This is a genomic window from Streptomyces sp. NPDC048392, assembly GCF_043200575.1.
Taxonomy (GTDB): Bacteria; Actinomycetota; Actinomycetes; order Streptomycetales; family Streptomycetaceae; genus Streptomyces.
This window is the reverse complement of record NZ_JBICYB010000010.1, coordinates 88,745-101,299: the sequence shown is the minus strand read 5'-3', so window position 1 is coordinate 101,299 and position 12,555 is coordinate 88,745. Positions and strand designations below refer to the sequence as shown.

Here is a 12,555-nt window from a genome sequence, read left to right as displayed (position 1 = left end):
CCGTTCAGGGAGTGGCTCGCGCGAGGAGGTCGTCGACCTCCGCCCCGGTGGGCATCGCGGAGGAACAGGCGAGGCGGGAGGCGACGAGGGCGCCGGCCGCGTTGGCGTACCGCATGATCCGCTCCAGCTCCCAGCCGGAGAGCAGACCGTGGCACAGGGCACCGCCGAACGCGTCGCCCGCGCCGAGGCCGTTGACCACCTCGACCGGCACGGGCGGCACCTCGGTGGACCGGCCGTCGCGGTGGACGGCGAGGACGCCCCTCGGGCCCTGCTTGACGACGGCCAGCTCCACACCGGCCGCCAGCAGGGCCTCGGCGCAGGCGCGGGGTTCGCGTACGCCCGTGGCGATCTCGCACTCGTCCAGGTTGCCGACCGCGACGGTCGCGTGCCGCAGGGCCTCGGCGTAGTACGGGCGGGCCTGGTCCGGGTCGCTCCAGAACATGGGGCGCCAGTCCAGGTCGAAGACAGTGGTGCCGGACTTCGCGCGGTGGGCGAGGGCGGTCAGGGTCGCCGTGCGGCTCGGTTCCTCGCTCAGTCCGGTGCCGGTCATCCAGAAGATCGAGGCCGCGCGGATCGCGGCGAGGTCGAGTTCGTGCGGGTGGATCTCCAGGTCCGGTGCCTTGGGGCGGCGGTAGAAGTACAGGGGGAAGTCGTCCGGCGGGAAGATCTCGCAGAATGTGACGGGGGTCGGGTGGGCGGCGACCGGGGTGACCCAGCGGTCGTCGACGCCGAACTCCTTCAGGGCGCTGTGCAGATAGCCGCCGAACGGGTCGTCGCCCGTGCGGGTGATGACGGCCGTGGCGCGGCCGAGCCGGGCGGCGGCGACCGCCACGTTGGAGGCCGAACCGCCGAGAAACTTGCCGAAGGTCTCAACCTGCGCCAGGGGTACGCCCGTCTGCAGAGGATAGAGATCGACCCCGATGCGACCCATCGTGATCAGATCGAAATGCTGGACTGACTCGGCCATGTGCGACGCTCCTCGGGCTGGGCGGGGGGCCTGCCGCCTCCCAGGTGTATGACTCCGAGGCGACCGTGTCAATACTTTGTACTTACATTCGGACCTGTGAGTGAAATGATGTCTTGACAAAGTATTGACAGCGGGCGCCTCAAGGACTTGTATCCGGTCCCAGCGCCACAGCCGTTCTTCTCCGGTCTGGCACACGGCTCCCCCGTCGCACAGTCGCACAGTGAGGTGCAGGAAAGATGGACCGCTCTTCGCACGCCCGCTCCCGCAGATTCGCCCCCGCCGTGGCCCTCGCCGCCGCCGCGGCCCTGACCCTCGCCGGCTGCTCCAGCGGCTCGGGCGGGAAGAAGGCCGACGAGGAGGGTGACCCGGGCGCCTCGGCGGGCAAGGCGAACACTCCCCGCATGACCGTCGCCCTGGTCACCCACCAGGCACCCGGCGACACCTTCTGGGACATCGTCCGCAAGGGCGCGGAGGCCGCCGCGGCCAAGGACAACATCAAGCTCGTCTACTCCGCCGACCCGAACGCGGGCAACCAGTCCAACCTGGTGCAGAACGCGATCGACCAGAAGGTCGACGGCATCGCCGTCACCCTCGCCAAGCCGGACGCCCTCAGGAGCGTCCTCGGCAAGGCGGAGAAGGCCGGGATACCCGTGGTCGGGCTCAACTCCGGTCTGGCGGACTGGAAGAAGCTCGGCCTGATGGAGTTCTTCGGCCAGGACGAGAGCGTGGCGGGTGAGGCGTTCGGCAAGAAGCTCAACGAGGTGGGTGCCAAGAAGGCCCTCTGCGTGATCCACGAACAGGGCAACGTCGGCCTGACCCAGCGCTGCGACGGCCTGAAGAAGACGTTCGAGGGCTCGGTGGAGAACCTCTACGTCAACGGCGCCGACAAGCCGTCGGTGAAGTCGACGGTCACCGCCAAGCTGAAGCAGGACAGCGACATCGACCATGTCGTCACCCTGGGCGCCCCCTTCGCCATGACCGCCGTCCAGTCGGTGGACGAGACCGGCAGCAAGGCCGAGGTCGCCACCTTCGACCTCAACAAGGAGCTGACCGGCGCCATCGAGAAGGGCGACATCGAGTTCGCCGTCGACCAGCAGCCCTACCTCCAGGGCTACCTCGCGGTCGACGGCCTGTGGCTCTACAAGAACAACGGCAACTACAGCGGCGGCGGTGAGCAGCCGGTGCTGACCGGCCCGGCCTTCGTCGACAAGTCCAACGTGAAGGCCGTCGCCGAGTTCGCCTCGAAGGGCACCCGGTGATGAGCACGACCCAACAGGCCGGGCCGGCGGTGACGACACCGCCGGCCCCCGGCCCCGGGCAGACCGACGGGCGGACGCGGCAGCGCTCCGTTGCGCTGCGGCTGCTCGGCCGCCCCGAGGTCGGGGTCTTCGTGGGCGCCGTCGCCGTCTTCGTCTTCTTCCTGATCGCCGCCCCCTCGCTGCGCGACGGCGGGTCCATGGCGACGGTCCTCTACCAGTCGTCCACCATCGGCATCATGGCGCTGCCGGTCGCCCTGCTGATGATCGGCGGAGAGTTCGACCTGTCGGCCGGTGTCGCCGTGGTCACCTCGGCGCTCACCGCCAGCATGCTCAGCTACCAGCTGACCATGAACGTCTGGGTGGGCGTGGTCGTCGCCCTCGTCGTCTCGCTCGCCGTCGGAGCGTTCAACGGCTGGGTGCTGATGAAGACCGGCCTGCCGAGCTTCCTCGTGACGCTCGGCACCTTCCTGATCCTCCAGGGCGTCAACCTCGCCGTCACCAAGCTCGTCACCGGCAACGTCGCCACCGACGACATCAGCGACATGGACGGCTTCGAGCAGGCCAAGGCACTCTTCGCCTCGTCCTTCGGCATCGGCGGCGTCCAGGTGAAGATCACGGTGGTGTGGTGGCTCGTCTTCGCCGCCCTGGCCACCTGGGTGCTGCTGCGCACCAAGTACGGCAACTGGATCTTCGCGGTCGGCGGCAGCCGGATGTCCGCCCGCGCCGTCGGCGTCCCCGTCACCTTCACCAAGATCACGCTGTTCATGCTGGTCGGCTTCGGCGCCTGGTTCGTCGGCATGCACCAGCTGTTCTCCTTCAACACCGTGCAGTCCGGCGAGGGCGTCGGCCAGGAGCTGATCTACATCGCCGCCGCGGTGATCGGCGGCTGTCTGCTCACCGGCGGTTACGGTTCCGCCATCGGCCCGGTCTTCGGCGCCTTCATGTTCGGCATGGTGAACCAGGGCATCGTCTTCGCCGGCTGGAACCCCGACTGGTTCAAGGCATTCCTCGGCGTGATGCTCCTCGGCGCCGTCCTCATCAACCTGTACGTCCGCCGCGCCGCGACCCGGAGGTGACCGGAAAATGACCAGCAGGACAGCGGGCACCCACGGGGCCGTCCCCGCGGACACCGTGCCCGAGACCGATCGGCCGACCGTCGAACTGCGAGGCGCGGGCAAGGCCTACGGCAACATCCGCGCCCTGCACGGCGTCGATCTCGCCGTCCACCCCGGCCGGGTGACCTGTGTACTCGGCGACAACGGTGCGGGCAAGTCCACCCTCATCAAGATCATCTCCGGGCTGCACCAGCACACCGAGGGCGAGTTCCTCGTCGACGGCGACTCCGTGCGCTTCACCACCCCGCGCGACGCCCTCGCCCGCGGGATCGCCACGGTCTACCAGGACCTCGCCACCATCCCGCTGATGCCGGTGTGGCGGAACTTCTTCCTCGGCTCCGAGATGACCAAGGGCCCCTGGCCGGTCCGCCGCCTCGACATCGCCCGCATGAAGCGGACCGCCGACGTGGAACTGCGCAACATGGGCATTGTCCTGGACGACCTCGAACAGCCCATCGGCACCCTCTCCGGCGGCCAGCGCCAGTGCGTCGCCATCGCCCGCGCCGTCTACTTCGGTGCCCGCGTCCTGATCCTCGACGAGCCCACCGCCGCCCTCGGCGTCAAGCAGTCCGGCGTGGTCCTCAAGTACATCGCCGCCGCCCGCGAACGCGGACTCGGCGTCATCTTCATCACCCACAACCCCCACCACGCCTACATGGTCGGCGACCACTTCAGCGTGCTGCGCCTGGGCACCCTCGAACTCAGCGCAGCCCGCGCCGACATCACCCTCGACGAACTCACCAACCACATGGCCGGCGGCGCCGAACTCGCCGCCCTCAAGCACGAACTGGCGCACACCGGCGGGGCCGACGTGGAGGCCCTCCCGGGCGAGGCGCCGGACGCCGCCGAGTCCGGCTCCGACACCGCGCCCAAGCCCGACGTTCCGCCCGCCAACGTGCCGGACTCCACCGCATCCGGCACCGCCGAAGGGAAGGCCTGAGAATGCCCTCTGCCCTCGACCGCATCCGCGTCGGCTCGGCCCCCGACTCCTGGGGCGTCTGGTTCCCGGACGACCCCCGGCAGGTGCCGTGGGAACGGTTCCTGGACGAGGTCACCGAGGCCGGCTACGACTGGATCGAGCTGGGCCCCTACGGCTACCTCCCCACCGACCCGGCCCGGCTCACCGACGAGGTGACCCGGCGCGGTCTCAAGGTCTCCGCGGGCACCATCTTCTGCGGGCTGCACCGCGGCCCCTCCGAGTGGGACGCCACCTGGGAACAGGTCAGCCGCGTCGCCGCCCTCACCCGGGCCATGGACGCCAAGCACCTCGTGGTCATCCCGTCCTTCTGGCGCGACGACAAGACCGCCGAGATCCTGGAGCCGCCGGAGCTGACCGGCGAGCAGTGGACCCACCTCACCCGGGGCATGGAACGCCTCGGCCACGAGGTGCGGGATACCTACGGCCTGGACATCGTCGTCCACCCGCACGCCGACACCCACATCGACACCGAGGAGCACGTCGAGCGCTTCCTCGACGCCACCGACTCCGACCTCGTGAACCTCTGCCTGGACACCGGCCACTACGCCTACTGCGGCGGCGACAGCGTCAAGCTGATCGAGACCTACGGCGAACGCGTCGGCTACCTCCACCTCAAGCAGGTCGACCCCGAGATCCTCGCCGAGGTGCGGTCCGGCGGGGTGCCGTTCGGGCCGGCCGTGCAGCGCGGCGTGATGTGCGAACCGCCGGCCGGTGTGCCGGACCTCGGCCCGGTGCTCACGGCGGCCCAGAAACTGGACGTGGACCTGTTCGCCATCGTCGAGCAGGACATGTACCCCTGCGAGCCGGACAAGCCGCTGCCGATCGCGGTGCGCACCCGGAAGTTCCTGCGGTCCTGCGGCGCCTGACGCCCACCGCTCGGGCGGGGAAGCGTCCCGCCGGTGCGCCGCTGGGCGGGCCCCTGTCCGTGGTGCGCGCCGGCGTGCCCAGCACTGGCACTTCGTCCCGTTCCCGGTAGGCGGTCACGACCTCGCGATCCCCATCCGTACCTCGGCTTCGGCGGCAACGGCCGACAGGCTATGGAGTTCTACGAGCAGGCGTTCGGCGGCACCCTGTCGCTGAACACCTTCGGCTCGTTCGGCATGTCCGCCGGCCCGAAGGCCGAGCAGATCACGCACGGCATGCCGGAGACCCCCGGCGGCCGCACCCTGATGGGCTCCGACCTGGCGCCGGGGCGGGGCGCCGCCCGCGGGGAACGATTTCTCGGTGCGTCTCGGCGGCGACGACGAGACCGAGCCGCGCGGTTACTGGGAGAAGCTCTCCGCCGAAGGCTCGGTCGGCGTGCCGCCGGAGCAGCAGATGTGGGGTGACGTCTTCTGCGGGGCGAGGTCTTCGGCATGCGCAGGGACCGGTTCGGCATCTCCTGGCTGGTGAACATCGGCGGGCCGGCGAGCTGACCCCGCAGCCCGCCGGTCCGGACGCCCCGCTCAGCCCCGCCGTACCTCCGCGATCGTCACCGGACGGTGCTCGTGCAGCGACAGAGTGCACGCCTCGGCGATCCAGCCCGCCTCCAGCGCGTCCTCGATCGTGCAGGGGGAGGGGCGGCCGCCCGCGACGACCTCGGTGAACGCGGTCAGCTCGGCGCGGTAGGCGGCGGCGAAGCGGTCCATGAAGAAGTCGTGGGGGGCACCGGCCGGGAAGGTCGCGCCGGGCTCTACCGAGCGCAGCGGGAGCTTGTCCTCCAGGCCGACGGCGATCGAGTCCGCGAAGCCGTGGATCTCCATGCGCACGTCGTAACCGCGGGCGTTGTGGCGGCTGTTGGAGACAACGGCGATCGTGCCGTCGTCCAGGGTGAGCACCGCGCCGGTGGTGTCGGCGTCACCCGCCTCCCGGATGAAGTCGGCGCCCCGGTTGCCTCCGGCGGCGTACACCTCGCCCACCTCGCGGCCGGTCACCCAGCGGATGATGTCGAAGTCGTGCACCGAGCAGTCGCGGAAGATGCCCCCGGAGGCGGCGACGTAGGCGGCGGGCGGCGGCGCCGGGTCCAGCGTGGTCGACCGTACGGTGTGCAGCCTGCCCAGCTCACCGGCCCGCACGGCGGCCCGGGCGGCGGCGAATCCGGCGTCGAAGCGGCGGTTGTAGCCGATCTGCACCGGCACGTCGTGGCCCGCGAGCGCCTTGAGCACCTCGACGCCCTCCGTCATGGTGCGGGCGACGGGCTTCTCGCAGAAGACGGGTACGCCGGCCTCGACCGCGGCGAGGATCAGGTCCGGGTGGGCGTCGGTCGCCGCCGCGATCACCACGCCGTCCACCCCCGCCGCCAGCACCGCCTCGGGCGAGTCCGCGACTTCGGCGCCGAACCGCCCGGCGGCCGTCTTCGCGGCGTCCGCGACCGGGTCGGCGACGATCAGCGAGTCGACGGCGTCGAGTCCGGAGAGGGTCTCGGCGTGGAAGGCGCCGATGCGGCCGAGGCCGAGGATTCCGATGCGCATGAGGGTCTTGCTCCTTGGTTGCGGTGCGGTGCGGTGCGGTGCTGTGCGGTGCGCTGCTGTGCGGTGTGCGGGTCGTGCGGGCAGTGGGCCGGTCCGGGCCGCCGAGCACGTTCTGGTGCCAGTCGGACAGTTCGGGGTGGTGTCGAGGAGCGTCCCGCGCGAGGTGGGTCCTGCCGAGTTGACCAGGCAGTCGACCCGGCCGTACGCCTCCGCCACCCGGGGCACGGAGGACTTCGCCCGCTCGGCGTCGGCGAGGTCGGCCCGTACGAACAGTGCCGTGCCGCCCGCCGCCGTCAGCTCGGCGACCAGGACATCACCGCGCCCGGTACCCCGCTCCGTGACGGTCACCGCCGCCCCTTCGCGGACGGCGGCCCGTGCGATCGCCGCCCCGACGCCCTGACTGCCGCCGCTGACCAGGACGGCCTTGTCGTCGAGAAGCGTCATCGCGCCCCTCGGCTCCTCCGGCGCTCGGCACCGGCCCGCAGCTCCGCCTCCAGCGCCCGGGGCGTCCACTCCTCGCGCAGCGCGCGCCGTACGACGTCCGCCTGGGAGGGCGGGGCCAGGCCGTCTGCCGGCGGGTCGCTGTCGAGGTCGGTGGGGAAGGGATATCCCTCCGCGCTCGCGGCGATCACGTGTGCCGGCCACCGCGCGTCCACGCCCTCGGCCCTGCGCTTCAGCAGCACGGGATAGACGGCGTTCACCACCGCCTCGCGGTCCACGGTCTCCATGGCGCGGCCGAACGCGGAGGAGATCTGCAGCAGGTTGGCCATGCGGCGGATGTCCGCGGAGCGGTTGGTGCCCGCCGCGTGGAACAGCGCGGGGTTGAAGAAGACCGCGTCGCCCTTGGCCAGCGGCAACTGGACGTGGTGCGCCTCGAAGTAGGCCCGGAACCGGGGGAGCCGCCAGGCGAGGTAGCCCGCCTCGTACTTCTGGGAGTGCGGCAGGTACATCGTGGGCCCCGACTCCACGGGCATGTCACGGTGCGCGACCGCGCCCTGGAGGGTGAGCACCGGGGACAGGCGGTGCACGTGCGCCGGGTAGGCGGCGGCGGCCTCGCCCGAGAGGAAACCGAGGTGGTAGTCGCGGTGCACGGTCTGGGCGGCGCCGCCCGGGTTGACCACGTTGATCTGGGAGGTGACCTGGTAGCCGGGGCCGAGCCAGGCACGGGCCACCAGGGCGAGCGTGTCGTTGGCGTAGTACTCGGCGAACGCCTCCGGGTCGTGCAGGGCCGCTTTCTCCAGCGCGTTCCACACCCGGTCGTTGGCGCCGGGCGCGGCGAAGTGGTCGCCGGAGCCGGTGCCCGAGGCACGCTGCTCGGCGATCAGGGCCTCGAAGACGGCGGTGGCCCGGTCGACGACCGCCGGGTCCGGGAACGCGCCCGCGACGACCACGATGCCGGGGCCGTCGCCGAGGGCGTGGACCAGTTCGGCCGCCGTCCCGCGGTCGTCGCGCAACCGTCCGGCGTCGTAGACCGGCACGTTCCGCTCCACGGCCGAGGCCCGCGGATACGCGGCGGGGTCGGTGGTGCGCTCGACGAGCGCACGGAAGGCGTCGAGGTCGCAGTCCCGTTCGGAGAGCCAGGTGCGGTGGGCGGGGACGGGAGTGGAGGACATCGTCGTCCTTTCGGTGACAGGGGCCACGCGGTGCTGTCATTGTTGTCCTGACAAACGCGGCGAACAACCAGCAGGCGGCCATCAAAAACCCCTCAGGCCGCACCCCAGGTCTACCCGAGGAGCCGGTGATGGGCCACCCCTTCCCCATCAGGGAGATCGCACGTCAGGCGGGCCTGAGCGAGGCCACGGTCGACCGGGTGCTCAACGGGCGCGGCGGGGTGCGGGGGAGCACCGCGGACGAGGTACGCCGGGCCATCGCCGACCTGGACCGGCAGCGCACCCAGGTCCGGCTGGTCGGCCGGACCTTCATGATCGACATCGTGATGCAGACCCCGGACCGCTTCTCCACCGCCGTACGCGCCGCGCTGGAGGCCGAGCTGCCCTCCCTGCATCCCGCCGTCGTGCGCTCCCGCTTCCACTTCCGGGAGACCGGCCCGGCCGGGGAACTGACCGCCGTACTGGACCGGATCGCCCGGCGCGGCTCGCAGGGGGTGATCCTCAAGGCGCCGGACGTCCCGGAGGTGGCCGCCGCGGTGGACCGGCTGACCGCCGCGGGCGTGCCCGTCGTGACCCTGGTGACCGACCTGCCCGCCAGTGCCCGGATCGGTTACGTCGGCATCGACAACCGCGCGGCGGGCGCGACCGCCGCCTACCTCGTGGGCCAGTGGCTCGGTGACCGGCCCGGCCACGTCCTCACCAGCCTGAGCAGCGGCTTCTTCCGCAACGAGGAGGAGCGCGAGATGGGCTTCCGGAGTGTCATGCGCGCCCGGTACCCGCAGCGCCGGCTCGTCGGGGTCGCCGAGGGCCAGGGCCTGGACGCCACCCAGTACGAGCTGGTCCGGACCGCGCTGGAGCGCGACCCGGACATTCGTGCGGTCTACTCGATCGGTGGTGGCAACATCGCCGCCCTGCGGGCCTTCGACGACCTCGGCCACCCCTGCGCGGTCTTCGTCGCGCACGACCTCGACCAGGACAACACCCGCCTGCTGCGCGAGCACCGGCTGTCCGCCGTGCTCCATCACGACCTGCGGCACGACGTGCTGGAGGCCTGCCGGCTGGTGATGCGGGCCCACCGCGCGCTGCCGCCCGCGGGCCCGACACCGCCGTCCGCGATCCAGGTGGTCACGCCCTACAACATGCCGCCCGCGCCGGCGCGCTGACCGACGGCGGGACGGGCCGCGCTGCGGTAGGCGCAGATGCCCAGGGCCAGCAGCCAGTAGCTGAGGACGGCGCCCATCAGGGCGGTCGTGCCCCAGCCGTTCGCCGCGTAGAAGTCGGCGGGGGTGTTGCCGAAGAACAGCGACGGTACGAAGGCCAGGTTGACGACGGCGAGGGCGTACGCCGACCGGCCGGTCCAGCGCGGCAGCAGGCGGGTTCGGGAGACGGCGTACCCCACGGCCGTGAGGAAGCAAGCGAGCATCAGCCGCGAGATCGAGCCGTAGAGGATGTACGTGCCGCTGACGTCGATGGTCGGGTCGATCGGGTGGTCGGTGGCGATGACCGCGCCGGCCTCCAGGCCGTGTGAGACCAGGGTGATGGTCGCGTAGACCAGCCCGGTGGCGAAGGCGAGGGAGCCGACCCACTCATGGGCCGGGCTCACCCGCCCGACCAACTCCCGGAAGGCCGTCACGAACACGACGAGGAAGGCGAGCGCCACGATCCCGATCAGCAACCGGGCCAGGACGTTCGAGTCCGGCGGCGGGCCCGAGTAGACGAAGTACAGCGGGACTTCGACGATGAGGGCGGCAGCGGCGGCGATGCCCGCGCCGCCGGTCAGCCGCCGGACGAGGGTCTCGTTCACGTTCATGGGTGACTCCCCGAGCGGCGTGGAGGGGCCTGTCGTCGGCGTGTTCGCCGATGCCGAGAGCCTGCCGTCCCGGGGGCCCGGCGTCCCTGGGCCTGGGGCCCGGAACGGGGGTGGTGCCACCGACACTCCCGTCGGCGCCTTCCGTCACCCCTCCTGCCGGACCTCGGCCCAGGCGCCGCTGCCCGCCGACCGTGCCATGGCCTCCAGGACGGCCGCGCTGTGGACCGCGTCCGGCAGGGTGGCGCCGTGCGGGGTGCCCTCCGCGATCGAGCGCAGGAAGCGGTAGGCCTCCACCACCTTCAGGTCGTCGTATCCCATGGCGTTCGCGGCACCCGGCTGGAAGGCGGCGAACTCGCCGTGCTCGGGGCCCACATGGACGGTGCTGACGGGCTGGTCCTGGTAGGCCGTGCCGCGGCTGACACCCAGTTCGTTCATGCGGCGGAAGTCCCAGAACACCGCGCCCCTGGTGCCGTGCACCTCGAAACCGTAGTTGTTCTGCTCGCCGACCGAGACCCGGCAGGCCTCCAGCACGCCGCGGGCGCCGGAGGCGAAGCGCAGCAGGCAGTTGACGTAGTCCTCGTTCTCGACCGGGCCCGGCTCGCCGCCCGCGGCCCGGGAGTGACCCGCCGTGGCCGCGGTGGGGCGAGCCCGCTCGGCCAGGAAGATCGCCGTGTCGGCGGTCAGGGAAGCGATCTCGCCGAGCAGGAAGCGGGCCAGGTCGGCGCCGTGCGAGGCCAGGTCGCCCAGTACCCCGCTGCCGCCGCGCTCGCGTTCGAACCGCCACGTCAGGGCGCCCTCGGGATGGGCCGCGTAGTCGCTGAAGAGACGGATGCGCACATGCGTGACGGCGCCGATCTCCCCGGCGGCGATCAGGTCGCGGGCGGCCTCGACGGCGGGCGCGTTGCGGTAGTTGAAACCGACGGCGCCCTGGACCCCTGCCCTGGCCACCGCGTCCGCGACCGCGCGGGTGTCCCCGGCGGTCAGCCCGACCGGCTTCTCGATCCAGATGTGCTTGCCCGCCTCGGCCATCGTGACGGCGATCTCGCGGTGCAGGAAGTTCGGCGCGGTGATGCTGACCGCCCGTACGCGCGGATCGGCGGCCACGTCGCGCCAGTTCCGGGTCGTCGAGGCGAACCCGAACTGCGCGGCCGCCTCCTCGGCCCGCCCCGGTACCTCCTCGGCGACCGTCACCAGCTCCGGACGCAGCGCCAGGTGCGGATAGTGGTGCCGGACGCGGGCGTACGCCTGGGTGTGCACCCGGCCCATCCAGCCGAAACCGACGACGGCGACACCGAGTGCGTCGACCATGAGAGCCCCTCTTCGGACCTGTCCGTGATCTGTCCAGGCCACCCTGGGCAGGACGTCGGCATCATGTCAACCTTTTGACAGGACAAACACCCGGGGCGGCCGGGACGACGGGTATGCGCTGTCCGAGGTCGACCGCGAACGCCTTGCGCAGCGTCTCGTGCACCGTCCACGTCGTGCGGTCGCCCTCGCGCAGTACGGCCAGGTCGCCCGGTCCGACCTTGAGGGTCGGACCGCCCGCCACCTCGATGGTGGCCGAGCCGCCGAGCACGACGAACACCTCGTCCGCCTCGGTGTCGGTGACCACGCCCGGCGTCATCTGCCAGATGCCCCGCACCTGGCGGCCGTCCGGCGACTCCCGGACCACCCGGCCGGTCACCTCGGGGGCGCCGGACACGATCCGGTCGTCGCCTTCTTCACGGACTACCTGGGCCTGACGGGCGGTCAACGGACAGGACATTGCCTACCCGGCACCTACGACGACTACGAACAGCGGCCGGCTGCGCGCCGCGCTCGGCGGCGACCCGCCCCACGGCCCCCTGTCCGGCGGCGGCCCTCCTCCAGGCGCCGCCGACCGGCGTCTCCGCCCCGCCACGGGGATGGGGTAGGCTTGACCGGCGCGATCACGGCGAACCCGGATCGCGCACCGGGACGTGGCGCAGCTTGGTAGCGCACTTGACTGGGGGTCAAGGGGTCGCAGGTTCAAATCCTGTCGTCCCGACGGAAACGTCGCAGATCAGAGGGGCCCTCCGGGGCCCCTCTTGAACGTTTACGGACGAGCAGTACAACGCGGAGATCGTCCGCGACTCCCTGGACACCTTCGAGGCTGTGGCGCGGGAGACCGGCCGGCCGGTCAACGAGCTGCGGACCGTCATCGCCCTGCGTCCCACGAAGGAGGGTTCGCCGTGGGCCAAGGTTCCTGATAGGACTGGAGCTTCTACAACCTGCGGGAAAGAGAAGGAGAACACTCCTTTTTGGGGCTCGTCATGATTCAGTGGAAGGCGGCCATATACGGAACCCTTTGGTGCACGGTTCGGGAGTACTGCCAATTGGCCTGGGA

The 12,555-nt window shown here is 71.4% G+C and carries 11 protein-coding genes, 1 tRNA gene and 2 pseudogenes; 7 read left to right on the top strand and 7 right to left on the bottom strand.

The features are described from left to right. Positions 1-4: 4 nt before the first annotated feature. A complete protein-coding gene (gene iolC, locus ACGFYH_RS16530; RefSeq protein WP_393803819.1) occupies positions 5-967 on the bottom strand; it encodes a 5-dehydro-2-deoxygluconokinase in 963 nt (320 codons plus the stop codon). Between the two features lie 236 nt (positions 968-1,203). Between iolC and ACGFYH_RS16525 the strand changes: the two genes are divergently transcribed. The 5 genes and pseudogenes from ACGFYH_RS16525 (at position 1,204) to ACGFYH_RS16505 (ending at position 5,735) form a co-directional block, all read left to right on the top strand. Then, on the top strand, positions 1,204-2,226 hold the full coding sequence (locus ACGFYH_RS16525) for a sugar ABC transporter substrate-binding protein (RefSeq protein ID WP_393803818.1): 1,023 nt from the start codon (positions 1,204-1,206) through the stop codon (positions 2,224-2,226). Further along, positions 2,226-3,302: an ABC transporter permease gene (locus tag ACGFYH_RS16520; RefSeq protein ID WP_393803817.1), complete on the top strand. Its 1,077-nt coding sequence runs from the start codon at positions 2,226-2,228 to the stop codon at positions 3,300-3,302. Before ACGFYH_RS16525 ends, ACGFYH_RS16520 begins: the two co-directional genes overlap by 1 nt. 7 nt (positions 3,303-3,309) lie before the next feature. Beyond that, positions 3,310-4,281 (top strand): ATP-binding cassette domain-containing protein, encoded by a 972-nt coding sequence (locus ACGFYH_RS16515; protein ID WP_393803816.1) that lies wholly within the window; start codon positions 3,310-3,312, stop codon positions 4,279-4,281. Between the two features lie 2 nt (positions 4,282-4,283). Continuing rightward, entirely contained in the window at positions 4,284-5,186 is a 903-nt protein-coding gene (locus ACGFYH_RS16510) for a sugar phosphate isomerase/epimerase family protein (protein ID WP_393803815.1), read from the top strand. 171 nt (positions 5,187-5,357) lie between these two features. Then, positions 5,358-5,735, top strand: a pseudogene (locus ACGFYH_RS16505) (VOC family protein). Positions 5,736-5,765: 30 nt separating this feature from the next. On the opposite strand, the gene ACGFYH_RS16500 reads toward ACGFYH_RS16505, so the two are convergent. The 3 genes and pseudogenes from ACGFYH_RS16500 to ACGFYH_RS16490 all read right to left on the bottom strand — a co-directional run bounded on the left by ACGFYH_RS16500 (position 5,766) and on the right by ACGFYH_RS16490 (position 8,383). Continuing rightward, positions 5,766-6,770 carry a Gfo/Idh/MocA family oxidoreductase gene (locus ACGFYH_RS16500; RefSeq protein ID WP_393803905.1) on the bottom strand — a complete coding sequence of 335 codons (1,005 nt, stop codon included), beginning with the start codon at positions 6,768-6,770 and terminating at the stop codon, positions 5,766-5,768. Between the two features lie 144 nt (positions 6,771-6,914). After that, a pseudogene (locus ACGFYH_RS16495) lies at positions 6,915-7,214 on the bottom strand (SDR family NAD(P)-dependent oxidoreductase); the annotation flags it as partial. Beyond that, positions 7,211-8,383, bottom strand: a complete 1,173-nt coding sequence (locus ACGFYH_RS16490; RefSeq protein ID WP_393803814.1) for a phytanoyl-CoA dioxygenase family protein — start codon at positions 8,381-8,383, stop codon at positions 7,211-7,213. The gene ACGFYH_RS16490 and the pseudogene ACGFYH_RS16495, both read right to left, overlap by 4 nt. 128 nt (positions 8,384-8,511) lie before the next feature. Between ACGFYH_RS16490 and ACGFYH_RS16485 the strand changes: the two genes are divergently transcribed. Then, positions 8,512-9,543 carry a LacI family DNA-binding transcriptional regulator gene (locus ACGFYH_RS16485; RefSeq protein ID WP_393803813.1) on the top strand — a complete coding sequence of 344 codons (1,032 nt, stop codon included), beginning with the start codon at positions 8,512-8,514 and terminating at the stop codon, positions 9,541-9,543. On the opposite strand, the gene ACGFYH_RS16480 is transcribed toward ACGFYH_RS16485, so the two are convergent. The 3 genes from ACGFYH_RS16480 to ACGFYH_RS16470 form a co-directional block, all read right to left on the bottom strand. Next, positions 9,513-10,184, bottom strand: a complete 672-nt coding sequence (locus ACGFYH_RS16480) for a hypothetical protein (RefSeq protein WP_393803904.1) — start codon at positions 10,182-10,184, stop codon at positions 9,513-9,515. The two genes, ACGFYH_RS16485 and ACGFYH_RS16480, sit on opposite strands and share 31 nt — an antisense overlap. Positions 10,185-10,334: 150 nt before the next feature. After that, positions 10,335-11,498 carry a Gfo/Idh/MocA family protein gene (locus ACGFYH_RS16475; RefSeq protein ID WP_393803812.1) on the bottom strand — a complete coding sequence of 388 codons (1,164 nt, stop codon included), beginning with the start codon at positions 11,496-11,498 and terminating at the stop codon, positions 10,335-10,337. A 61-nt stretch (positions 11,499-11,559) separates the two neighbouring features. After that, on the bottom strand, positions 11,560-11,943 hold the full coding sequence (locus ACGFYH_RS16470) for a cupin domain-containing protein (protein WP_393803811.1): 384 nt from the start codon (positions 11,941-11,943) through the stop codon (positions 11,560-11,562). A gap of 199 nt (positions 11,944-12,142) precedes the next feature. Here ACGFYH_RS16470 and ACGFYH_RS16465 point away from each other — a divergent pair. After that, a tRNA-Pro gene (locus ACGFYH_RS16465) sits at positions 12,143-12,216 on the top strand. Positions 12,217-12,555: the final 339 nt, after the last annotated feature.